Raw genomic sequence first — 21990 nt, 5'->3', positions numbered from 1 at the left:
GACATGAGCGGCGTTCAGCCGTGAGCCGAGGGGCCCTCCAGCATCGCGAAGTTGTTGTCGATCGCATGCTGGGCGGCGATGATCGCGTGCGAGTGGTAGATGCCGGACGCCCGCGCGTCCAGCAGGGCCGCCTGTTCGGCGTCCAGCACCATGCGCTGCAATTCGCGGCGCTGTTCCAGACGCGGGAGCGCCCCCGTCCACTCCTCGTGATCGCCCGACGGCGGGGCCGCGGCGAGGCTGCGCCGGCGCACCTCGTCGACGATGGCGGCATCGAACGGCTTGCCGTCGCTGCGGCGCAGGCCGGGATTGTCGAGCAGGGCGCGGGCGGCGTCCCCGAGTTCGGCGACCAGCCGGGTGAACTCGCGGTGCGCCTCCTGCGCGTCGCTGCCCCGGACGCCGAGCATCCGGATCACCGCGGGCAGCGTCCCGCCCTGCACGAGCAGGGTGACGACCGCGACGGTGAAGGCGACCAGGATCAGCTGCGAGCGGTAGGGCAGATCCGACGGCAACGATTGCGCGGCGGCGAGCGTGACCACGCCGCGCATCCCCGACCAGGCGAGCACGGCGCCGCCGCGCCAGCCGAGCCCCTCGCGGGCGTAGAAGGCGGCGTCCGCCTGTTTGCGTTGCAGGAACCGGGTCACCCGCTCGCGGCGCTCGGGAGCGTGGGAGAAGTTGACGGCGTCGATCCGTCCCAGCGCGTCCTCGATGCGTTCGGCCTTCTCGGCGTTGCGGCGCTCGCCGCGGCGCAGCCAGGCGACCAGCGGGATCACGAACACGACCCGGGCCAGCACCAGCACGGCGGTGGCGACCAGGCCGAGGCCGACGGCCAGCCAGACCCCGAAGCCGTCATGCCGAACGTCCTCGATCAGCACCGTCATCTGGTAGCCCATCAGCAGGAAGACGCCGTTCTCGAGCAGCATCTGGATGGTGCGCCAGTTGGTGCGGTCGACGATCCGGTCGCCGGGGCTGAACTTGCGGGCGCTCTGGGCGCCGGTGACCAGGCCGGCGACCACGACCGCGAGGACGCCGGAGGCGTGCAGTTCCTCGGCCGGCACGAAGGCCAGGAACGGGACCACGAACGAGATCGCGGTGGTGAGCACCGGCTGGTCGATCCGGGCGCGGATCTGCACGGTCACGATGCCCACGATCAGCCCGACGCCGGCCCCGACGACGACCGCGATCGCGAAGTCACCCAGCGCGCTGCCGAAGGACACCGCCCCCGCGGTGGCAGCGACCGCGGTGCGCATCAGCACCAGCGCGGTCGCATCATTGACCAGCCCCTCGCCTTCGAGGATCGTCACCAGCCGGGACGGCAGCCCAAGCCGCTTGCCGATCGCGGTGGCGGCCACGGCGTCCGGCGGGCTGATCACCGCGCCCACCGCGACGGCCGCGGCGAACCCGAGGTCGGGCAGCAGCCAGTACAGCACCGCGCCCGAGGCGAACGCGGACGCGATGACGAGCAGCACCGAGAGCGCGCCGATGGCGCCGAAGTCGCGCCGGAAATCGGTGGCCGGCATGTTCACCGCCGCCGCGTACAACAGCGGTGGCAGGACGACGGTGAGGATCCATTCGGGCTCGATCTCCAGGGCGGGGGCGCCCGGGATCACGCTGAGGCCGATTCCCACCACGACGAGCAACAGCGGGGCCGCGACGCCATGCTTCTCGGCGAAGGCGGACACCGCGACGATGAGGAGCACCGCCACGATGGCGAGTCCGGCGATCGGTTCCATGCGGGAATCATCCACCTGCGGGCGCCGTTGGACCAACGTGAGAGCATTCGGATTCTTGTCGTTCGGTCACTACGGCCCCCAGCAGGGCTCGGCCACCCGGACCGCCCGCGACATGCTCACCCAGACTATCGCGCTCGCCGAAGGCGCCGACGAGATCGGCGTCAACGGCGCCTACGTGCGGGTGCACCATTTCGCCCGGCAGGCGGCGTCCCCGATGCCGCTGCTGGCGGCGATGGCGGCCCGTACCCAGCGGATCGAGGTCGGCACCGGGGTGATCGACCTGCGTTATGAGAACCCGCTCTACCTCGCCGAGGAGGCCGCCGCGCTCGACCTGATCGCCGACGGGCGGATCGCGCTCGGGATGAGCCGTGGCTCCCCCGAGACCGCGCTGCGCGGGTACGAGGCGTTCGGCTACACCGGATCGGCCGATCCGCGCGGCGCCGACCTGGCCCGCGACACGTTCGCCCTCTTCCTGCGCGCGATCGACGGCGAGCCGCTCGTGCCGGGCGATCCGCAGATGGTGGGCGCCGGCGTCCGGCTGCCGATCGAACCCCGCTCGGCAACCTTGCGCGACCACCTGTGGTGGGGATCCGGGTCGCGCCCGAGTGCGGTCGAGACCGGCAAGCTCGGCCTCAACATGATGAGCTCGACCCTGCTCACCGAGGCCACCGGGCAGCCGTTCCACGTCTTGCAGCGCGAGCAGATCGACCTGTTCCGGGCCGCCTACCGCGAGGCCGGCCACACCGGACGCCCGCGCGTGTCGGTGAGCCGCAGCGTGTTCCCGCTGGTGGACGCCCGCGACCGCGCCTACTTCGGGCGCGGTACCGATGCCGACCAGATCGGCGTCATCGACGGATTCCGCTCCACGTTCGGCAAGACCTACGCCGCCGAACCGGACGTGCTGATCGAGGAGTTGCTCGCCGACGAGGCGGTGATGGCCGCCGACACCTTGATGCTGACCGTGCCGAACCAGTTGGGCGTCGACTACAACCTGCACGTGCTGGATTCCTTCGCCCGCTACGTCGCCCCCGCGCTCGGCTGGAAGCCGAACACCGCCGGCCCGGTGGAGGGCGACCCGGCCTGAGGGATCGCGTCCGCCCACGGCCGCGGTGCCGGAATCGTCACACAAATCCCGCTCAAGACGGGCGCCGGGCGTGATTCCTGTGACGATTCCGGCACCGCGCAGCTCAGGACACCAGCTGCTCACGCTCGATGATCGCGTCGCGAAGCTCGCGGCGTTTGCGCTGCTCGTCCGGATCGGGAACCGGCACCGCCGACAGCAGACGCTGCGTATACGGGTGCTGAGGACGGGTGACGATGTCGGTGGTGTCGCCCACCTCGACCAGATGGCCGTGGTGCATGACGGCGATCCGGCTGGACACCTGCTCGACGACGGCGAGGTCGTGGCTGATGAACAGGCAGGCGAAGCCGTAGCGTTCCTGCAACTCCTGAAACAGCGTGAGCACCCGAGCCTGCACGGACACGTCGAGCGCCGAGGTCGGTTCGTCGGCGATCAGCAGCCGCGGGTTGAGCGCCAGGGCGCGGGCGATACCGATGCGCTGGCGCTGGCCACCCGATAGCTCGTGCGGGTAGCGGTTGCGCATCGCGCGGGGCAAGTGCACCGAGTCGAGCAGTTCCTCGACCCGCTTGCTCAGCGCGGAGCCACGTAGACCTTCGTGCAACAGCAGCGGTTCGCCGATCGACTCACCGACCGGCAGGCGCGGGTTGAGCGAGCTGCCCGGATCCTGGAACACGATGCCGACCGTCTTGCGGAAGGGCTTGAGCTCCTTCAACGACGCCTTGGTGATGTCGTGGCCGGCGACGGTGAGGCGTCCCTCGCGCACGGGCAGCAGCGCGACCGCGGCGCGCCCGAGCGTGGTCTTGCCCGACCCGGACTCACCGACCAGGCCGATCACTTCGCCGGCATCGACCCGCAGGTTGATGTGCTCGGCGGCCCGGAACTCGGGACGGCGCCCCTGCTTGGGGTAGACGATCGCGACGTCCTCCATCAGCAACGCGGGCGGCTCGGCCGAGGACGACTCGGTCAGCGGCACCGGGCATCCGTCCACCTCGATGAGCGTCTTCGGCGGCCCCTGCCCCTCGTCCACCGCTTCGGCCAGATGCGGCACCGACGCCAGCAGCTGCCGGGTGTAAGGATGGAACGGGCGGTGGAAGATGTCGTCCGCCGTGCCGTGCTCGACGACCTGGCCGTCCTTCATCACGATGATCCGGTCGGCCATGTCGGCGACCACGCCCATATCGTGCGTGATCAGGATGATGCCCGCGCTCACCCGCTCGCGCAGTTCGCGCATCAGCTTCAGGATCTCGGCCTGTACGGTGACGTCGAGCGCGGTGGTGGGCTCGTCGGCGATCAGCAGCTTCGGCTCGCAGGCGAGCGCCTGGGCGATCATGATGCGCTGGCGCTGGCCGCCGGACAACTGGTGCGGGAACTTGTTGAAGCTGTCGGCCGGGTCGGGGATCTCGACGAGCGTCATCAGCTCGATGGCGCGGTCCTTGGCGGCCTTCGGGTGCATCAGGTAGTGGGTGCGCAGGGTCTCCACGATCTGGAAGCCGACCGTGTAGACCGGGTTGAGCGCCGTCATCGGCTCCTGGAAGATCACCGAGATCTCATTGCCACGAATCTCGCGCAGCTCCTGGATCGACATGCCGACCAGTTCGGTGCCCTTCAAATTGGCCGAGCCGCTCGCCCGTCCCGTGCCGGGCAGCAGGCCCAGCAGGCTCATCGACGACTGGGTCTTGCCCGATCCCGATTCGCCCACGATCGCGAGCACCTCGCCGGCCCGCAGCTGGTAGCTCATCTTGTCGACGGCGGTGAACCATTCCTCACCCACCCAGAACCGGACGGTGAGGTCCTTCACGTCCAGGATCACGTCACCGCGGGCGACCGGGCCGCCGGTGTCGCGGCTCAGCTTGATCGCGTCCGTGAACGCCGAACGCGCCCTCTGATCGTCCTTGCCCACGCGGGCGCTACGTTCGGCGTTCACGAGGACACCTCCTTGGTCTCGGTCCGGGCACGCTCGGCCAGCTGGCGCTCAGCCTTCGCCATCGCGCGCGCCGACGGGATCTTCTTGGTGCGCGGGTCGAACGCGTCCCGCAGTCCGTCGCCGATGAAGTTGATCGACAAGGCGATCAACATGATGAACAGGCCGGGCCACCAGAACAGCCACGGACGCGTCGAGAACGCCCCCTGGTTCTCTTGGATCAGCCGGCCCAGCGAGATGGAGGGCGCCTGGATGCCGAAGCCGACGAAGCTCAGCGCCGCCTCCAACGTGACCGCCGAGGACATCAGCAGCGTCGTGTTGACGACGATCACACCGATGCTGTTGGGCAGCATGTGCTTGACGATGATCCTGAAGTCGGACGCCCCGGCCACCCGCGCCGAGTCGACGAACTCACGTTCGCGCAAGGTCAGGAATTCGGAGCGGACGAGGCGGGCCAGACCGGTCCACAGGATGCAGCCGAGCGCGATCGACAGCAGCAGCGGCATGTTCTCGCGAATCCAGGCCGTCACCTCAGGGCCGGCGTTGAGGCGCAGCGGCAGTTTGGCGACCAGGGCGCCCAGCACCGCGCCCATCACGATCACCGGAAGGGTGATCACCAGGTCGGTGATCCGCATCAGCACGATGTCGACCTTGCCGCGGTAATACCCGGCCAACGAGCCGACGGTCACCCCGATGAGCAGCGCGACGAGGCCCAGCACGAACGCCACGAACAGCGAGGTCTGGACGCCGAGCATCACCTGGGCGAAGTAGTCGCGTCCCAGCGAGTCCTGCCCGAAGGGATACAGGCCGATGCTGAACTCGGCGCCGTTGATGCCCGGAATGGTGAGCGTGGGGCGTCCGCCGTTGAGGACGTCGCCGGAGCGCATCTCCTGGTCCCGCCACAGGCCGTCGATCGGGCCGATGCCCATCATCAGGATCGACAACAAGGCGACGAGGCCGATGATGATCAGGCCCATGATGGCGCCGCGGTGGCGGATGAACCGGCTCCACACGATCTGGCCCTGCGACAGGCCTTGGACGTCCTGTCCCTCACCCACCCCCTCACCGCGCCCGTAGGCGTCCGCGCCGAAGGCCTGGGGTTCGTTCTCGGGGAGCGCGTCCTCGATGCGGTCGGCGCCCGAATGCTTGTCGTTGCTCATGCGTCCACCCGAATCCTGGGATCGATGACGGCGTACAGGAAGTCAGCCACCAGGTTGGCGACCATCGCCAACGCGCCGGTGAGCATGATGTAGAACATCACCGGGTCCACCTCCTGGCCGAACAGCGAATCGATGAACAGCCGGCCCATGCCGGCCCAGCTGAAGATGGTCTCGGTGATGACCGCACCACCGATGAGGGTGATGAAGTCCACCGGCACGATCGAGGCGAGCGGCATCAGCGCGTTGCGCAGCGCGTGCCGGACGATGACCACCCGCTCGGACAGACCCTTGGCGCGGGCGGTGCGGATGTAGTCCTGGTTGAGGACCTCCAGCATCGCGCCGCGCTCGTAGCGGGTGTAGGTCGCGAACGAGATCAGCACCAGCGCGACCGTGGGCAGCAACAGGTGCGTCCACCGGTCGAGCTGGCCCATCCAGAAGTCGGCGCGTAGGCCGGGGGTATGGGCGCCGATCGTGGCGATCGGGCGATGGTTGATCTCGGCGGTGTTGAAGTACTGCCCCCAGGTCTGCAGGACGCGGTCGATGAAGATCAGCACGCTGGTGATCAGCGCGACGATCATCGCGCCGCGGGCGGAGACGGCCCGGTCGGGACCGCCGTAGGCCCAGCCGATGCCCACCGCGGCCAGCAGGGCGACGGCGAGCAGGCCGAACATCCACCACCAGTTCATCTCGACGTAGAAGAACAAGAACTGCAGTGGGTACCACACGATCGTGCCGACGACCGCCGTGGTGAGCGCCGAATACAACGCCCGCTTGTTGTTGAGGCCGGCGAACAGCGCGGTGATACCGAACGCCAGGGCGAGCGAGACGACGCCGACCCCCACGATGCCGATCTGCGGGTTCAGCACCCAGCCCGACAGCAGCGTGCCGGCCAGGACGCCGAAGGTGACCACGAGCGCGCCCGCGAACACTTTGAGTTTCTTGTCCCGCCGCCCGCCGAGCGCCCCGGCCCAGAACAGGCCGGACACGATGCTCAACGCGATGACGAGCGGCCAGTTGACGCCCGGATCATTGAGGAAGTCGTTCATGCCGATCGCGAGGAACTGCTTCAGCAGCACCGCCACCCAGAAGATCGGCAGCGAGTAGAGCAGGAACGACGCGAAGGTAATCGTGTAGTCGAAGGTGGTGTATTGCCGCAGCGCGGAGATCACGCCGATGGTGACGCCGAGCAGGATCGCGATGATGGTCGCGGCGAAGACCAACTGCACCGAAGTGACGATGGCGCCGCGCGCGAGCACGCCTACCGGCTGCATCGTGCGCCAGGCGAGTCCGAAGTCGCCCTGGACGAAGCTGGTCAGCCACATCACGTAGCGCTGGTACCAGGGAAGGTCGAGGTGCAACAGCCGGACGCGGTTGGCGATCATCTCCTCCCGGTTGGGTGCTGGGTTCTCGCGCAGGTCGGCGAGAGGATCGAGCGCGAGCTCCAGCAGGCCGTACATCAGGAACGACAACACCAACAGCGTTCCGACGGCCAGCCCGAGCCTTCGGGCGATGAACCGGACCATGGACTACCTCGCAGAGTGGATGATGGGTGAGAGTTTCGGGGTCGGACGCCGCGACCGCAACCCCGTGACCCGCCGGTGGGGCGCCAGGTCTCCCTGACGCCCCACCTTCGGGTCGCGTGTTGGGCCGCGAGACGCTCGCGCGTCAGGACAGCTTCCACTCCCAGAAGTTCCAGAAGTAGTTCGGCGACAGCGGGATCGAGGCGACACCCTTGATCTTGCTGCTGATGCCGGTGATCTCCGGGAACTGGTAGATGGTGATGCCGAACCCGTCGTTCACCAGATGCTTCTCGGCCTCCTCGAGCAGGCGCTTCTGCTCGGCGGGATCGATGGTGACCCCCAGCTCTGCGAACAGGCGATCCACCTCCGCGTTGGAGTACTTGCCGTAGTTGTTCTGGCCGCCCGTGATGTAGTTGGCCGCCGCCTCGTGGACGCCGGTCGAGGTGGACTGCCATCCGAACAACGAAGCGTCATAGAGGCTGGGCTGACGCAGTTCCTGGCCCCAGTCGATGCTGCCGACGTCCTGGACGACGAAGCCGGCCGCCTCAGCGGATTCCTTGATCAGCTGGAACTGCTGCTGACGGCGGGTGTTGTTGGAGGCGTACTTCACGCGCACGGTCGGGGCCGACACACCGGCCTCGGCGAGCAGCGCCTTGGCCTTCTCGACATCGCCGCCGCCGCCGTAGACGTCCTTCATACCGTTGGTGCTGACCATCGAGTCGTAGTTCGGCGCGCCCGGGACCACCGAGTAGGTGTTGCGGATGGCGGCCTCGGGGTTGAGCGGCTTGATGATCGTGTCGATGATCTTCTGCCGCGGGATCGTGTGCAGGAACGCCTGGCGCACCTTGAGCGCCTTGTTCGCATCGCCGCCGTAGGCCGCCGGATCGAACGGACCGCCGTTGGCGAACACCAGGTCGACATGCTCGTAGGTGCCGCCGTCCTGGGTGAGCACCGTGGTGTTCTGCATGCCCTGCAGCTGGGTGAGGATGTCGGCGGTCGACTGCGGCTGCGTGACGAGCACCTCGTCATTGGCCAGCGCGGTCACCGAGGCCTGGGCGTCCGGAATGACACGGACCGTGACCTTGTCGATCGACGGCTTGTGCGAACCCTTGTAGTTGGGGTTCTTCTCCAACACGACGTACTGCTCTTCGGCCAGATCGGTGATGACGTACGGGCCGTTACCGACGAGCAGTTCCTTGTCGTCAGGCATCTTCTTGAAGTTGAAGGCCGTGTTGAAGACGTTGGAGATCTTCGCGAGCGCGGCATTGTCCTTGTTCTTGAACGCCTCGACCAGCGCCTTGGCGGCCTGCGCGTTGTCGTCGATACCGAGCGCCTTCTTGCCCACGATGTGCGCCGGGACGCCGACCGGCTCAGAGGCCAGGATCTCCCAGTCGACGAACGGCTTGGAGTAAACCAGCGTGATCGACTTGCCGTCGGCGGAGATTTCGGGAACGTCGGTGACCAGTTCCAGGCCCGGGTCACTGCCGTTGAAGTAGACGTTCTCGCCGGTGACCTCACCGACGTTGCCCTTGGTGTCCTGCTCGAGCTTGGTGGTGTTGTAGACACCCGACAGCGCTGCCCACAGCAGGAAGGCGTCCGCACCGGTGACGGGGGTTCCATCCGACCAGGTGGCGGTGTCGGCGAAGGTGTACTTGACGGTCAGCGGGCTGTCGGAGAGCTTCTCGTACTTGCCGAAGGACGCGTTCTGCGCGAGCTTCAGATCCTTGTCGTAGTAGGCGATTCGCTCGTTCGCCATGTAGATGATGTTGGCGTTCGCGGTGGCGTTGCCGTAGTCGGTCTCGTCGTTGTAGCTAAAGAACGCCTGGTTCCACGCCACATTCACCGCGGTCGGAGCGGCGGACGTGGTTGCGCCGCTCGGCGGGGTCGGTGGCGTGCAGGCGGTGAACGCCAAGGCACTCGACAGGACGATGCCCGCCGCGGCCAGGAACTTACGCTTGCTCAAGGTGTCCTCCAGTGAGAGTGACGGCGAGACCGATTCCCACGGCCTCGTTGCGATCCAGGTGACCCTGGGTCGTCCGGGCACCTGGGCGTCGTGCTAGCACGGTACACACGCGTTCGATGCCGTCCCAACCGTACGGTGGCAGCCGTGAGATATTCGTTACCTAAGCGTGGCTACGCCTCGCGCCGACGGGAGCAGGACTGAAAGTGATGGCTCAGCGGCGCCGGACCACGACCGTACCGAGCAACAGATCGTCCAAGGCACGGCGGTCGGCACCGACCACGACAGCGGGCAGGACGAGGCCGATCATCACCGCACGCGCCAACGAGCGCCACCAACCGATCGGCGTCCCGTCCACGCGCGTGACGCCCACGCCCGAGATGAGCTGGCCGAAACTGCTCCCGGTCAGCGCGGTAAGCAAGGCCTTCTCGACGACGAACACGGTGAGGATCATCCAGGCGCGCCAGCCGCTCTCGGTGAGGACGCCGCCGCCGAAGGCCCCGACCGCCACCGCCATGCTGGCGCCCCAATCGACGACCAGCGCGCCGAGCCGGCTGCCCCAGGAGGCGAGCGCACCGCGTCCGCTCTCGGGAAGACCGAGGCTTCTGCCGGGGTAGTCGGGGGCGCTCACGGTCCCCCACCCTAGTTCCCAGGCTGTAACACCGCCGAAACACGGACGCAATTGGGCGGTGACCTCGCGCCCCTAACGTCGGGGTGTCAGATTTCTACCTGTACGGAGGATCCATGTTCCAAGGCGCCGATGAGCTCCTGGCCTACATCGAGGAAAACGACATCGAGACGATCGATGTCCGCTTCTGCGATCTGCCTGGCGTGATGCAGCACTTCACCATCCCGGCGAAGTTCCTCACGGCAGACGTGATCGAAGAGGGCCTGTCGTTCGACGGCAGCTCGATCCGCGGGTTCCAGAAGATCCACGAGTCGGACATGGCGCTCCTGCCGGACATCACGTCGGCCTACCCCGACCCGTTCCGCAAGAGCAAGACGCTCAACATGAACTGGTTCGTGCACGATCCGATCACCAAGGAGGCCTACAGCCGCGACCCGCGCAACATCGCGCGCAAGGCCGAGGAGTACCTGAAGTCGACCGGCATCGGCGACACCTGTCTGATGGGCCCCGAGGGCGAGTTCTACGTCTTCGACTCGGTGCGCTTCGAGACCAAGGCGAACGCCTCCTACTACTTCATCGAGTCCGAGGCCGGCGCCTGGGCGACCGGCGCCGAGAGCGATCTGGACGGCCGCGCCAACCGTGGCTACAAGGTGAAGTACAAGGGCGGCTACTTCCCGGTCGCGCCCGTCGACCACTTCGGTGACCTGCGCGACGACATGGTGCGCAACCTGCAGCAGGTCGGCCTGATCATCGAGCGCGCCCACCACGAGGTCGGCACCGCCGGCCAGGGCGAGATCGCGACCCGCTTCGACACGCTGCTGCGCGCCGCCGACAACATGATGAAGTACAAGTACGTCATCAAGAACACTGCCTGGGAGGCCGGCAAGACCGCCACCTTCATGCCGAAGCCGATCTTCGGCGACAACGGCTCGGGCATGCACGTGCACCAGTCGGTGTGGAAGGACGGCCAGCCGCTGTTCGCCGACGAGGCCGGCTACGCGGGGCTGTCCGACATCGCCCGCTGGTACATCGGCGGCATCCTGCACCACGCCCCGTCGCTGCTCGCGTTCACCAACCCGACCGCGAACTCCTACCACCGCCTGGTGCCCGGCTTCGAAGCCCCGGTCAACCTGGTCTACAGCCAGCGCAACCGCTCCGCCTGCATCCGCATCCCGCTCACAGGCCCCTCGCCCAAGGCGAAGCGGATGGAGTTCCGTTGCCCCGACCCGTCGGCCAACCCGTACCTCGCGTTCGCCGCGATGCTGCTGGCCGGCCTGGACGGCATCCAGAACCGCATCGAGCCGCCCGCCCCGATCGACAAGGACCTCTACGAGCTTCCGCCCGAGGAGCACGCCGAGATCGCGCAGGTTCCCGCTTCGCTGAGCGAGGCCATGGACGCCCTCGAGGCCGACCATGACTACCTGCTGGCCGGCGACGTCTTCACCGAGGATCTCATCCAGACCTGGATCGAGATGAAGCGCGAAGACGTGGATGCCCTGCGCCTGCGCCCGCACCCGCACGAGTTCGAGATGTACTTCGACCTCTGATCAACTGGCCTTGTCAGGCGGTTTCGGCTGCCTGCTGAGTCCGCAATGAGTCCGCACGGGCGCCGAATGCTGCTGCAACGGCCGCCCGTGCGGACTCGTCTTTGTCTGGGAACATGTGGCCGTAGATGTTCAGGGTGGTCGTCGCGGACGCATGCCGTAGCCGCGTCTGTACCGTTTTGATGTCCAGGCCTGCGGCGATGAGCAGCGACGCGTAGTAGTGCCGCAGGTCGTGGAACCTGAAGCCCTCAGGCAGCGGCTCCAGGCCGCGCGATGGGTCCGCTGTGATGACCGCCCGGACCTTGCGCATCTCCCGTTCCACGACCCACGGCCCGACGGGCTTGCCGAACATGTCGGTCACCAGCTTCTCTCCGCACCACTCCCGGACGGACGCGGCGAGCATCAGCGACAGATCACTGGGGATGGGGATCGGGGTCTTCGAGGTTTCCGATTTCAGCGGTTCGTCGGGGTACTGCTTGGACGGGGTGATGACACCGCTGGCGAAGTCGGCGTCACGGGTATCCACCGCGACGGCTTCCGCGGTCCGCAGGCCCGCGAAGGCGCCCAGGAGCACCGCGGAGCGCAGCCATGGGGAGAAGGCGTCGTAGAGCGCCCACACCTGGGCTGTGGTCGCGACGTAGGGCCTTGGCTTGGGCTGGCCCGGGGAGGTCTTCCTCGAGCATGGCGACTTGGGGATCAACCCGTCGTGAACGGCGTCGCTCATCAGCTGGGCGAACCGCCGATAGGTCGCGTACACCGTCGAGGGGGCCAGGAGTGCGGACAATTCCGCGGTCCATGCCCTCACGTGCGAGGGCCGGATCGCTGATAGGCGGACTGGCCCGAACTTGGCGCGGATCCGTTTGAGGTCCACGCGAGCCTTCCGGACGGTTGAGGCCCGGCGTGTTCCGTACCCTTCCAGCCACTCGTCACACCATTGATCGACCGTCATCTTCGCCCGGGCGGGGTCAATGTAGGTTCCGGTCACGACCGCGGCCGTCACCTCGTCAAGCCAGCGTTGGCCGTCGGTCTTCCGCCTGAAGTGACGCGCATGCTCCTTGCCCGCGTGGTCACGGTACCGGGCTCGCCACATGCCGTCGGGGCGCTGCTTAATGCTGGCCATCAGTTCTCCTCGATCAGGTGGGCGAGGCGCCTGCGCAGGTACTCCATCTCGATGTCGTTGAGGTGGGTCATGCGGGCTTCCAGTGTTGAGATGTCGACCCACAGTTCGTCGGCGACGTCGTGGGGGTTGAGCGACCACGACAGGGCATCAGCGAGGTCTTCCACGGCGATGAGCTTGCGGGCGGCTGCCGCGTTCACTGCCGCCTCTTCCCGCGCCCGGGCCCAGCGTGGGAACGGCCCGCGGGCGACGTGTTCGAGTTCGTGGGGCCAGCGCGCTGCGGCGTTCGCGTTGTAGTAGTTGGGGGTGGATCAGGATCGTCTTGCTCGGCCAGTACGTTTCGGCACGTGCGCCTGAAGTGGGCGCTTTCCAAACCAACGTCCAGGCCGCGAGGGCGCGCAGGATGCGCCAGGGGTGGTACGGCACGACACGATGGTGACGCTGGGGTCTGACAGTTCAGCGCCGCACTAGCCAGATCGTGATCACGAGGCACACGGCTGGGAGCATTAGATCGGCGATCGGCGCGCCGGCGATGATGCGCAGAACCGAGAACGCGACGGCGCCGACTCCGATGGTGATCGCAGTGAAGCCGAGGACGTTACCCGCCCCCTCCCTCTTCGGTCGGCAATCTCGGCTCATCTGTATCTCGCTTCGGCTGGCGATGCTCGTACACCTGCTCGATGTAGCGACGGTTCTGGCGTCGTCCGCCGCCAGTGAGGTAGGGCTCTTCCCTGACTCTCACTTTGAACTCATCGTAGGCGCCGAGGCTGACGTTTCCGTGATCGGCGCGGGTGAGGAACTCGGCGTCCTCGATTGTTGCACGGAACTTCTTCGAGGCCATCACTACGCCCCACCGGTCTCCGCCGAAGTGCGGCCGGTCGAACGTGACCCAGGTCTCGTAAACCTCTGTCTTGCGGGTTAGGTCGGGCTCCGGCTCGGGGTCCGGGATCTTGCGGGCCTCGTCGCTACTCACACTGATGTTCACCGTCATCGACTCGATGTTGAGCGTCTGGATGCCCATGTACGACAGCGGCGCCGTTACCTCCTTGATCGCCCGTTGGACTTTCGGCTCCTCGGCTGCTTCAGCGACTTCGGGCGGAGCGACGAGCGTGGTGCCGTCGTCGAGGTGGGCTTCGACGTCACCGTTGGCGTTGATCGACTTCGTCTTGATGCGGCGGCCGGCCTTGTCGCGGGCCCACTTCATCGCACCGACAGCAACGCTGACGAATCCGGCCAGGGCCGAGGCGGCCTGAGCGTCGTCGCTGACCAGTACTTCGCGGCTCATAGCCCACCACTCGCCGAGCGCCTGGATGATCAGTTCGATCTCGAATGAGCCTTCTTCGGTGGCGGCGACGCGTACCTCGGGCGCGGAGTGGTCGTCGAACGTGCTGGTATTGGCGACGGCTTGGACCAGGTTCGCCGCCCCTTGGAGCGCTTGGCCCATCGCTCGAGCGTTGATGGTGCCGTCGATGACGTTGTCCCCGTCGAAGCGGAGCGTGATCCGCTCCTGCGAGGTTCGGTGGATCACCGCGGACCCGTCACCGGCGGGAACCACGCCGCCTTCCAGGCCGTCGCCCGTCACTTCATGCCTCCATCCGCCGTCATGCTGCGGAGAATGCGTCCGCGTAGCCAGTCGCGACTGACGGTTTGATGTTGCCGGTGATGCGCAGGAGCGCGGCGCCGTTGAGGGTGTGGTACTCGGTGCCGAACATCGGGGCGTCCTTGAGGACGCCCTGGGTGTACTCCGAGCGCGCCTTCGCCTCGGCTTCGGTCGCGAAGACCTCGACGGTGCCGCCGCAGCTTGTGCCGAGTTGGTCGCAGGACGCGCCGGAGTCGTAGATCACGGCGGCGGTCTTGTAGCCGTTGGGCCGCCCGATCAGGTTGTTGGGATCGTTGTCCTCGGTGATGGTGACGATCTTGGTTGTGCTGCCTTGCTTGGCGAGTTCTGCCCACGCGGTGGCGTCGGCGGGCTTGGCGGGCTTCGCGGATGTGGCCGCGGGGGCTGCCGGCGCCCCGGAGCCTGGAGCGGCCGATGGTGTTGTTGTGGAGCAGGCGGTGAGGGCCAGGGCTGCGATGCCGACAGCGGCGAGCAGTCGAGTGTTCATGGGGGTCCTTCTATCTGTTGGGCGTGGGGTCAGGCGCCGAACTCGGGGCCGTCAGGGTCTTGATGATGGTCATGTTCGTCGAACTGGGCACGAAGCGCTGTTCCCTCGGACGGGTTGCTGTCGGCGGCCCGGTCTACGAGCTGGCCCTGCTCAAGCACCTGCCGATGTCGGCGTTCCTGCATGCTCGCCGGCCCGGACGCCGTGGCGTCCTCGGCGGCCCGGCGTAGTTGGACCATGCGGTAGCCGAGTTCGGCGAGGAGTTCTTCGTCGGTCGCGCTTCGGAGGGTTGGTGTCGTGACGGTCCCATTGGGTGGGTCCGCCTCACCGAGGTGGGGGTCTTCTCCAAGTGCCGCGAGCGTGCCAGGGGTCAGGCCCAACGCAGCCTCGATCTTGGCCAAGGTTTTGAGGATGGGCCATCGCAGGCCGTTCAGGAAGTCGCTCACCGTGTTCGGGTCGACGCCGGACTTTCGCGACAAACTCGACCGCGTGAGTCCCTGGCGTGCCATCGCGGCCGTTACCTCGTGTCGCGCCGCAGCCTTCCCCGCCTCTGTTGGCATGTCGTGTCTCCATGGCTCGATGGTGCGAGACACGCCGAAGGAACATCAAGCGCGCCCTTTGGTCACCCTAGGGCACCCGGTTCGGGAAAACACGCCGGTAGTTACGAGAGTGTAAGACCACGTGACTAGGAGCGTTACGAAACGTTCCTGTCGTTCCTAGGCTTTTGGTTGCTAGGTTCCCTATTGTTCCTCTAGTCTCGTAACCATGAGCGGAACATCTACCAAACGGGCGGAACTCTCCGCCAAGTCGTCCCTTGGTGGCGCCGGCGCTGAGGCGGCCCGTGTTGGGGCCACGATCAAGCACTTCCGAGAGGCGCGTGGCATGACTCAGGAGGACCTCTCCCGGGCGGCGTTGCTGTCCAGGCCTTACGTGGCCAATGTTGAGGCTGGCCGTAAGCGGCCTTCGGTGAGGGCTGTTGCCCGTATCGCTGCGGCGCTCCGTGTCCCCCAGATCGCGCTCATCGCCGAGTCGGCCGGGGTGGCGCCATGAACGTCGGACTGTGGTGGGAGTTCGCCGACGGCCGGACTCGGTCGCTGCCGATGGCGATGTTGACGATGCCTGGCGCGAAGTCCTTGGGTGACTGGATCACGACTTGGCCCGCCGCGCCGGAAGGCGTGGTTCGAATCCGCTCCGGTCTAGGCGAAACGTTTGTTCCCACCGGCGCCCCAAACGAGTGGGTGAAGCCGTCCATCGGACCACGATTTCGGTACTGGTTGCGCCGCCGGGTCGCCAAGTCACTGGCGCAACGGCTCGAAGTCTGGAGCCGGCGGTGACCGCCCCCTCTATGTTGCGCAGCGCGGCTCTTGCTGCCGGCTCGACGATCTCCAGGATGTCCTGGGCGACACCGTCCACCGTGACGCTGACGTCGAACGCGGCGCCGTCTCCGGCATTGGTGAGTTCGAACGCCCAAGTAGGTGGTGTGGTGCGGCGCAGCGCCATGATGTTTTCCTGCACTCGAGCGTCCAGCCCGACGATCATCGGGGCCCATTCGGCGCACGCTCGACTTCGTACCTGCATCCAAACGGTGATGGCCGTCGACCCCAACGCAACGATCGCCGCGACCCACGCCGCGATCGCCGCCCACCCCTCAACCGTCGTGGCCCACTCCATGTTCGCATCATCCCAGCATGTCGAGTCCCCTCGCTCCCGGGCAGGGAGGGCTGCCTGATGGCTTTCGTTGACCTGACCCTGTCGCATGACGAGTTGGCTCTGTTGTTCCAGGCCTGCGCGTGGTTCGCCCGTTCGCATCCAGACGACGAGATTTCAGCCCTGGTAGCGAAGGTCGGCGATCATGCGGCGGTCGGCTGGGCTCTCGCGAATCGGACGTGCGCCGCGTGCGGTGGCCCGCGCCTCACGAGTATCAGCTTGTGCGGGCTGGACAGCCACGCCGGTATCTGTGACCGGTGCGACCCGGACCTTTGCCATGACTCGGTCCGGATGGCGAGGCCCGTATGACGACCATCGCGACCCGGACTCTGCTGACGGTCGCTGAGGCTGCTGAGTTGATGCGGGTGCCGGTTAACACGTTGTACGCGTTCCGTCATCAGGGTAAGGGGCCTTTGTCGGCGAAGGTCGGCCGCCGGGTGGTGTATCGGGAGGCGGATGTGCTCGCGTGGCTTGATGCGCAGTTTGCCGCCGAGGAGGCCGCCCGTGCTCGCCGTGATGGCGAGGTGTCGCGGTGATCTACCTGTTTGACGCGCTGGCCCGTCTTTTCCTTGGTGCGGCTGGCGTTGTCGTCTTCTTCATCCTTCCCGCACTCGCGGGGGATCTGTTCCGAACGAGATAAGGACCTGACAATGACGCTGACCCGCGAAAACGTCGAGAAGATCGTTGCTGAAGCCAGGGCGACGGCTAGGCGCGCGAACCTCGGGGGCGCGAACCTCAGGGGCGCGGACCTCTGGGGCGCGAACCTCTGGGGCGCGAACCTCAGGGGCGCGGACCTCTGGGGCGCGAACCTCAGGGGCGCGAACCTCTGGGGCGCGGACCTCTGGGGCGCGAACCTCTGGGGCGCGAACCTCAGGGGCGCGGACCTCTGGGGCGCGAACCTCGGGGGCGCGAACCTCAGGGGCGCGGACCTCTGGGGCGCGAACCTCGGGGGCGCGAACCTCAGGGGCGCGGACCTCGGGGGCGCGAACCTCGGGGGCGCGAACCTCAGGGGCGCGGACCTCTGGGGCGCGGACCTCTGGGGCGCGAACCTCTGGGGCGCGAACCTCGGGGGCGCGGACCTCTGGGGCGCGGACCTCTGGGGCGCGAACCTCGGGGGCGCGGACCTCTGGGGCGCGGACCTCGGGGGCGCGAACCTCGGGGGCGCGAACCTCTGGGGCGCGAACCTCTGGGGCGCAAAGAGTGCCCCTTCCGTTCTCCAGGTCGGCGGGCTGCGGTCTGGCCTGGCCGTCCTGATGCCGCGACCTGATGGGTGGGAACTCCGCGTGGGGTGCTGGACCGGCACCCCTGATCTTCTGGAGGATCTGATCTCCACTGATGAGGGGTGGCCCGAGGCGACCGGCGGCGAGTGCGCCCGGCGGCGTCCGGGGTTGCAGGCCCTTATCGCGCAGTGCCGCGCCTGGATGGATGACCATCCCGATGCGATCGACGTCGAGGTTAAGCGCTTGGCCGACTTCGAGGCCGCTAAGGCTGAGCGTGAGGCAAGGGTCCGATGACTGACCAGTTCGTGGAGCGCACTTGCCTTAGCTGTGGCCGTACCTACGCCACTCCGGAGTTGCTTCGGCGTCATCTCTACGACCGGTCGGCTCACCGGGGCTTGTGGTGGCCGGTCGGGCAGGCGGTGATCGTGTTCGCTCTCATCGCGGCAGTCGTCTTGCTCGTCTCGGTGGCGGCGGGGGTGTGGAGGTGACTGTCGTTGATGACGCGCGTCGGGCGGTGGCCGATATTGATGCGGCGATTCTGGCGTGTGACGCGCATGTGCGGGCGGCGAGGTTCTCAGACGCCCGCGAAGGGCTGAAAGGCGTCCGCCGCCAGCTCATTGCCCTCGGGAGGTTGCTGCAGCCTTCGCTCCCGGACGACGACGACTTGGTGCGAGCTGCGCGCCGGTTCGTGGAGGCGACGCGGCGTGAGCGCCGGGCTGGTTGGGAGGGCACCAGCCAGTATCAGGCGGCCAGGGCTGCTCGGGAGGCTGCGTTTGATCGTCTCGCTGCTCTGACGGATGAGGGGGCCGATCGTGCGTAGGAGCCGGCCGTCGCGGCGCCGGAGCCGTAAGCCGGATGTGCCGCCGCTCACCCGGGAGCTGTTGCGGCAGCGTGATTTGTGGTGCCGCCGGTGCGGCGCCCGGGCGGAATCGGTCCATCATCGCCGGAAGCGCCGGGCGGAGAATCCGCATTGCCCGTCGAACCTGGTCCGGGTGTGTGGCGATGGCACCCGCGGTTGCCATGGCTGGATCGAGGCTCACCCGGCGGAGGCTGTCGCGTCGGGCTGGTCTATCCGGATGGATGATCCGCGACCGTCGGATGAGGTGCCTCTCACTGATCTGCGTGGGGTCACCGTCCGGCTGGGGGACGACTGGTCGGTCGAAGAAGTCGACCAGTGACGATCCCGCTCGGCCTTCGCTCTGCGGCGGGGGCTCCCTTGACCATCTTCTACTTCACGCCCGGCCTGGGCGTGGTGTTCAACTGACTGATAGGAGTCATCATGAGTCCCGTTGGGGATGTTCCACGCGATCGCGTGCAGCGGATCGTGTCTGATCTTGCGCATGCGAGGCGTACGGCGGCGGCGATCGCGTCCCGTCATGGTGTGACGGTGCAGGTTGTGGAGGCGTTGCGCGAGCAGTATGGCCCGGACGTCGGCGCCTTGTGCGCTGCCGCGGAGGAGTTGGCTAAGCCCGAGCCGCTGGCCCATCCGGAGGAGCCGGCGGAGGTGGCGGAGCATCGCGGTATTGACGGTCTGACGGTGGCGGAGCGGGCGGCGTGCCGGGCGTGGTGTGCCGAGGTGGGCGTGGCCGTGTCCGCGAAGGGCGCGTTGGCTGCGGTCACGGTGAAGGCGTGGCGTGAGGCGCTGGTTGAGGCGTTGCCGGGCTGCCGCGAGGTGGGCTGTGGCGCGTCCGAGGAGCATGGTCACGGTGCTGCGTGCACGGTGTCGTGTCCGTGCGCGGGCATTGATGATGCTGAGGATCCGTCGCCTGCGAGGTTTGCGGAGGCGGCACGGGTCGTGTTGCTGGACGCCGCCGACGAGGTTGGGTGGGCCGCCACTGGCGCGCCGGGTGATCTCTTGGCGCTCATCAGTGCGGTGGAGGGTTTCGTTGAGGGAGTGCGGCGGGAGCGTCGTGTTCAGGGGCGTGTCGCCGTGTTGGCGGATGCTCTCTACGACCGGTTGATGGGCGGCGCCCTTTGCGCTGACCGTGACGACGCCCGCCGGTACGTCACCCGCGTCCCGGGCAAGGAATCCGAGTGCCCTGAATGCACGGAGCCAGTCGAGGTGCTGCCATGACGGCCGTCCAGCTGGATCTCTTCGGAGAGATTCTGGCGGCCGAGGAGGAGTCCAGGACCGTCACTGACGCCGCGCTGGCCGCCGAGCGGCGATGCTCCGAGACCCGCGCATCGCTGACGTACCTGCACCACAGGACGCCCGCCGAGGAGCGCGCCCAGTTCGAGCGTTGGGTCGCCGATGTGAGGGACCCGGCGGACGCCGCGGCGACCACCCACGAAGTTCGCTCCCGGACAGCCGTCGCACGATGGAGCATCGCTCCGATCCCTGGCGGATGGGCCCAGTGCGTCGACTATCGGCTCGACGGATACAGCCAGGGAGCAACCCCCTGGCGAGGCCCTTACCCCACTCGTGACCTGGCCGAGGACGTGGCCTTGGCCAGGCTCATCCGGACCTTCGGGCACCCCAGCAATGCGTCCGGGTACCCAGGCGTCGCCACCGTGCTGCGCCAGCTCACCAGGAGAGCGGAGGCACTCCGATGATGGCGCGAATGCAGCACGTCGACCAGCTCGACCTCTTCGGCGAGATCAAGGCGGGCCTGCACGGGCTCCCCGGCGGCACTCAGTGGGCGTACTCCGTGTGGCGCGATGGCCTGCGCATCGAGCCGGCGGAGACGTGGGGCGGCTGGTTCTGCCGGCCGCGGTGGTGCATAGCGTGGAGCGAGCTGCACGCCATGCGCGACGCGCGCCCTGACGTCACCGAGCGCCTGGCGGTCCTGGCCGAAGGGCACGGGCTGCCGTGGACTCTCGGCTGGCGCTGGTGGATGCTGCCGTTCGCGCTCGATCCGTGCCCGTGGCACCCGAGCTACTACGCGTCTGAGCAGCGTCCCGATTACTACGACAGCGACGCCCGCCCTCAGGCTGCATGGGATGACCGGATCGCCGCGTGGCGGCTCGTCCTTGACGCCGTCACGGCCACCACGCTCAGAGTCGAGGTGCACCAATGATCGACCTTGATCAACTCGAAGCGATTTCCATGGCGGCGTCCGAGGTCGGGGACGACCGCGAGTTCTCCCGTGTGTTCTCCCCGGGTCCTGCTTTGATCCTTGTGCGGGAGGCCCGCCGTTGGCGCCAGGAGCGTGACGCTGCCCGTGATCGGCTGCAGCAGTGGGTCACGACCCGGGTGGAGGCGTCCAGGGAGGTGACCCTGGACGACATCCGTCGGGCGCCTCTGGGCTCGGTGTACACCGACACGACGGGCGACGTGTGGATGCTCGAAGCCCTCTCCAACATCGCGCCTGACGCATGGATGGTCAGTCCGAAAACCAGTCCCCGCCGGGCGTCGGAGGTGCTCCAGAAGTGGGGGCCGCTGACGCTTCGTTGGTCGCCCGACTGTCAGGGGGGCGACTGATGAGCGCCCAGCACGCCCTCTTTGATGTCCCTCTGGCCCAGGCCAGATCGTCGAAGTCTGACGGGCGCAGGGTGGATGAGGCCGGTCTCCGGCGGGTCGCCTTCTGTTACACCGTCACCGCCGCCGGCACCGCTACTGGGATCCGGTTCGGCGCGACGGTAGAAGATGCAATGCGGTGGTGTTCGTCGCCGCTTTCGCGCGGCGTCTTGCACGGCACCGAGTGGATCTATTGCTGGACCAGCGCCTGGAATTACGTCCGCCATTACCGGGGCGATAGCGGCGCCTATGACACGGGCCACGCGTATCTCCTTGACATCCGGGGCCTCCGCGATAACGGCCTGTGGGATGACCGGATTGCCTCTACTGGCTGCAAGCTCTTCCGTCTGGAAGACCTCCCCGGCCTGCTCCGCCCCATGGGCGTCGAGGTGCTCGCCGATCCCTGCTCCTTCTACACCGCCGCCCGTAGACCTCGATTGGGGGCCCACCGATGAGGATCCGTAGCATCAAGCCGGAGTTCTGGCGGTCGTCCGCCATCTCAGCTCTCCCGATCGAGGATCGGCTCCTGTTCATAGGACTTTGGTCCTACGTCGACGACAACGGCGTCGGCCTCGACAAGCTGTCGAGCATCACCGCCGACCTGTTCGCCGACGACCTCGCACGCGACCCTCGCGACACACTCGCGAGGGTGTCGCGAGGGCTCGCGCAGCTTTCCGAAGCCGGTCGCATAGTCCGCTACACCGCCGAAGACGGGTACGAGTACCTCTCCATCACCGGATGGCACCACCAACGCATCGACCGACCCTCGAAACCCCGCTACCCACTCCCGACAAGCCCAAACGTCACAATTCGCGACACACTCGCGAGCCCTCGCGACACACT

22 protein-coding genes are annotated in these 21990 nt (G+C 67.4%); 10 read left to right on the top strand and 12 right to left on the bottom strand.

The window, feature by feature from the left end; translation table 11 throughout:
* Positions 1–14 precede the first annotated feature (14 nt).
* Complete coding sequence (locus QM708_RS12285; RefSeq protein ID WP_415108849.1) at positions 15–1730, bottom strand: cation:proton antiporter; 1716 nt, start codon at positions 1728–1730, stop codon at positions 15–17.
* 37 nt (positions 1731–1767) lie between these two features.
* On the opposite strand from QM708_RS12285, the gene QM708_RS12280 reads away from it, so the two are divergent.
* Positions 1768–2814, top strand: a complete 1047-nt coding sequence (locus QM708_RS12280; RefSeq protein ID WP_415108846.1) for an LLM class flavin-dependent oxidoreductase — start codon at positions 1768–1770, stop codon at positions 2812–2814.
* Positions 2815–2917: 103 nt separating this feature from the next.
* Here the strand turns inward: QM708_RS12280 and QM708_RS12275 are convergent, their stop codons facing one another.
* The 5 genes from QM708_RS12275 to QM708_RS12255 form a co-directional block, all read right to left on the bottom strand.
* Positions 2918–4735: an ABC transporter ATP-binding protein gene (locus QM708_RS12275; protein ID WP_415108843.1), complete on the bottom strand. Its 1818-nt coding sequence runs from the start codon at positions 4733–4735 to the stop codon at positions 2918–2920.
* Complete coding sequence (locus tag QM708_RS12270; RefSeq protein ID WP_415108840.1) at positions 4732–5892, bottom strand: ABC transporter permease; 1161 nt, start codon at positions 5890–5892, stop codon at positions 4732–4734. The genes QM708_RS12275 and QM708_RS12270 overlap by 4 nt, the downstream gene beginning before the upstream one ends.
* On the bottom strand, positions 5889–7415 hold the full coding sequence (locus QM708_RS12265; RefSeq protein WP_415108838.1) for an ABC transporter permease: 1527 nt from the start codon (positions 7413–7415) through the stop codon (positions 5889–5891). Before QM708_RS12265 ends, QM708_RS12270 begins: the two co-directional genes overlap by 4 nt.
* A gap of 142 nt (positions 7416–7557) precedes the next feature.
* Positions 7558–9375, bottom strand: a complete 1818-nt coding sequence (locus QM708_RS12260) for an ABC transporter family substrate-binding protein (RefSeq protein WP_415108835.1) — start codon at positions 9373–9375, stop codon at positions 7558–7560.
* A gap of 211 nt (positions 9376–9586) precedes the next feature.
* Positions 9587–10003 carry an RDD family protein gene (locus QM708_RS12255; RefSeq protein ID WP_415108832.1) on the bottom strand — a complete coding sequence of 139 codons (417 nt, stop codon included), beginning with the start codon at positions 10001–10003 and terminating at the stop codon, positions 9587–9589.
* Positions 10004–10116: 113 nt separating this feature from the next.
* On the opposite strand from QM708_RS12255, the gene glnA reads away from it, so the two are divergent.
* Positions 10117–11547: a type I glutamate--ammonia ligase gene (gene glnA / locus QM708_RS12250; RefSeq protein WP_415108829.1), complete on the top strand. Its 1431-nt coding sequence runs from the start codon at positions 10117–10119 to the stop codon at positions 11545–11547.
* Between the two features lie 13 nt (positions 11548–11560).
* On the opposite strand, the gene xerC is transcribed toward glnA, so the two are convergent.
* The 5 genes from xerC to QM708_RS12225 all read right to left on the bottom strand — a co-directional run bounded on the left by xerC (position 11561) and on the right by QM708_RS12225 (position 15272).
* The gene (gene xerC / locus QM708_RS12245; protein WP_415108826.1) at positions 11561–12529 is read right to left on the bottom strand and encodes a site-specific integrase; all 969 of its coding nucleotides are present in this window, start codon (positions 12527–12529) and stop codon (positions 11561–11563) included.
* 134 nt (positions 12530–12663) lie between these two features.
* Positions 12664–12861 (bottom strand): hypothetical protein, encoded by a 198-nt coding sequence (locus QM708_RS12240; RefSeq protein ID WP_415108824.1) that lies wholly within the window; start codon positions 12859–12861, stop codon positions 12664–12666.
* Positions 12862–13259: 398 nt separating this feature from the next.
* A complete protein-coding gene (locus QM708_RS12235) occupies positions 13260–14243 on the bottom strand; it encodes a hypothetical protein (RefSeq protein WP_415108822.1) in 984 nt (327 codons plus the stop codon).
* Between the two features lie 19 nt (positions 14244–14262).
* Positions 14263–14766, bottom strand: coding sequence for a hypothetical protein (locus QM708_RS12230; RefSeq protein WP_415108819.1), 504 nt, complete (start codon positions 14764–14766; stop codon positions 14263–14265).
* 29 nt (positions 14767–14795) lie between these two features.
* A complete protein-coding gene (locus QM708_RS12225) occupies positions 14796–15272 on the bottom strand; it encodes a helix-turn-helix domain-containing protein (RefSeq protein ID WP_415111413.1) in 477 nt (158 codons plus the stop codon).
* Positions 15273–15528: 256 nt separating this feature from the next.
* Between QM708_RS12225 and QM708_RS12220 the strand changes: the two genes are divergently transcribed.
* Entirely contained in the window at positions 15529–15813 is a 285-nt protein-coding gene (locus tag QM708_RS12220; RefSeq protein WP_415108816.1) for a helix-turn-helix domain-containing protein, read from the top strand.
* Between the two features lie 96 nt (positions 15814–15909).
* On the opposite strand, the gene QM708_RS12215 is transcribed toward QM708_RS12220, so the two are convergent.
* Positions 15910–16434, bottom strand: coding sequence for a hypothetical protein (locus tag QM708_RS12215; RefSeq protein ID WP_415108813.1), 525 nt, complete (start codon positions 16432–16434; stop codon positions 15910–15912).
* Positions 16435–16775: 341 nt separating this feature from the next.
* Between QM708_RS12215 and QM708_RS12210 the strand changes: the two genes are divergently transcribed.
* The 7 genes from QM708_RS12210 (at position 16776) to QM708_RS12180 (ending at position 21602) form a co-directional block, all read left to right on the top strand.
* Positions 16776–17006, top strand: coding sequence for a helix-turn-helix domain-containing protein (locus QM708_RS12210; RefSeq protein ID WP_415108810.1), 231 nt, complete (start codon positions 16776–16778; stop codon positions 17004–17006).
* A gap of 114 nt (positions 17007–17120) precedes the next feature.
* Positions 17121–17984 (top strand): pentapeptide repeat-containing protein, encoded by an 864-nt coding sequence (locus QM708_RS12205; protein ID WP_415108807.1) that lies wholly within the window; start codon positions 17121–17123, stop codon positions 17982–17984.
* A gap of 985 nt (positions 17985–18969) precedes the next feature.
* Entirely contained in the window at positions 18970–19764 is a 795-nt protein-coding gene (locus QM708_RS12200) for a histidine phosphatase family protein (protein WP_415108804.1), read from the top strand.
* Positions 19761–20243, top strand: coding sequence for a hypothetical protein (locus tag QM708_RS12195; RefSeq protein ID WP_415108801.1), 483 nt, complete (start codon positions 19761–19763; stop codon positions 20241–20243). The genes QM708_RS12200 and QM708_RS12195 overlap by 4 nt, the downstream gene beginning before the upstream one ends.
* An 8-nt stretch (positions 20244–20251) precedes the next feature.
* Positions 20252–20707, top strand: coding sequence for a hypothetical protein (locus tag QM708_RS12190; RefSeq protein WP_415108798.1), 456 nt, complete (start codon positions 20252–20254; stop codon positions 20705–20707).
* Positions 20704–21111: a hypothetical protein gene (locus tag QM708_RS12185; protein WP_415108795.1), complete on the top strand. Its 408-nt coding sequence runs from the start codon at positions 20704–20706 to the stop codon at positions 21109–21111. Before QM708_RS12190 ends, QM708_RS12185 begins: the two co-directional genes overlap by 4 nt.
* A complete protein-coding gene (locus tag QM708_RS12180; RefSeq protein ID WP_415108792.1) occupies positions 21111–21602 on the top strand; it encodes a hypothetical protein in 492 nt (163 codons plus the stop codon). Before QM708_RS12185 ends, QM708_RS12180 begins: the two co-directional genes overlap by 1 nt.
* Positions 21603–21990: the final 388 nt, after the last annotated feature.

Origin of the sequence: Propioniciclava sp. (genome assembly GCF_047602245.1) — a bacterium.
GTDB lineage: Bacteria > Actinomycetota > Actinomycetes > Propionibacteriales > Propionibacteriaceae > Propioniciclava.
The sequence above is the reverse complement of the archived record's forward strand: the minus strand, read 5'-3'. Positions and strand labels throughout refer to the sequence as shown.

Bases quoted from the DNA above. Each gene is read 5' to 3' on its own strand.
- QM708_RS12200 (WP_415108804.1), top strand. From the start codon at position 18,970: ATGAGTCCCGTTGGGGATGTTCCACGCGATCGCGTGCAGCGGATCGTG.
- QM708_RS12195 (WP_415108801.1), top strand. From the start codon at position 19,761: ATGACGGCCGTCCAGCTGGATCTCTTCGGAGAGATTCTGGCGGCCGAG.
- QM708_RS12215 (WP_415108813.1), bottom strand. From the start codon at position 16,434: ATGGAGTGGGCCACGACGGTTGAGGGGTGGGCGGCGATCGCGGCGTGG.
- QM708_RS12225 (WP_415111413.1), bottom strand. From the start codon at position 15,272: ATGGCACGCCAGGGACTCACGCGGTCGAGTTTGTCGCGAAAGTCCGGC.
- QM708_RS12265 (WP_415108838.1), bottom strand. From the start codon at position 7,415: ATGGTCCGGTTCATCGCCCGAAGGCTCGGGCTGGCCGTCGGAACGCTG.
- QM708_RS12220 (WP_415108816.1), top strand. From the start codon at position 15,529: ATGAGCGGAACATCTACCAAACGGGCGGAACTCTCCGCCAAGTCGTCC.
- QM708_RS12210 (WP_415108810.1), top strand. From the start codon at position 16,776: ATGACGACCATCGCGACCCGGACTCTGCTGACGGTCGCTGAGGCTGCT.
- QM708_RS12230 (WP_415108819.1), bottom strand. From the start codon at position 14,766: ATGAACACTCGACTGCTCGCCGCTGTCGGCATCGCAGCCCTGGCCCTC.
- QM708_RS12205 (WP_415108807.1), top strand. From the start codon at position 17,121: ATGACGCTGACCCGCGAAAACGTCGAGAAGATCGTTGCTGAAGCCAGG.
- QM708_RS12285 (WP_415108849.1), bottom strand. From the start codon at position 1,730: ATGGAACCGATCGCCGGACTCGCCATCGTGGCGGTGCTCCTCATCGTC.
- QM708_RS12270 (WP_415108840.1), bottom strand. From the start codon at position 5,892: ATGAGCAACGACAAGCATTCGGGCGCCGACCGCATCGAGGACGCGCTC.
- QM708_RS12190 (WP_415108798.1), top strand. From the start codon at position 20,252: ATGCAGCACGTCGACCAGCTCGACCTCTTCGGCGAGATCAAGGCGGGC.
- QM708_RS12185 (WP_415108795.1), top strand. From the start codon at position 20,704: ATGATCGACCTTGATCAACTCGAAGCGATTTCCATGGCGGCGTCCGAG.
- QM708_RS12180 (WP_415108792.1), top strand. From the start codon at position 21,111: ATGAGCGCCCAGCACGCCCTCTTTGATGTCCCTCTGGCCCAGGCCAGA.
- glnA (WP_415108829.1), top strand. From the start codon at position 10,117: ATGTTCCAAGGCGCCGATGAGCTCCTGGCCTACATCGAGGAAAACGAC.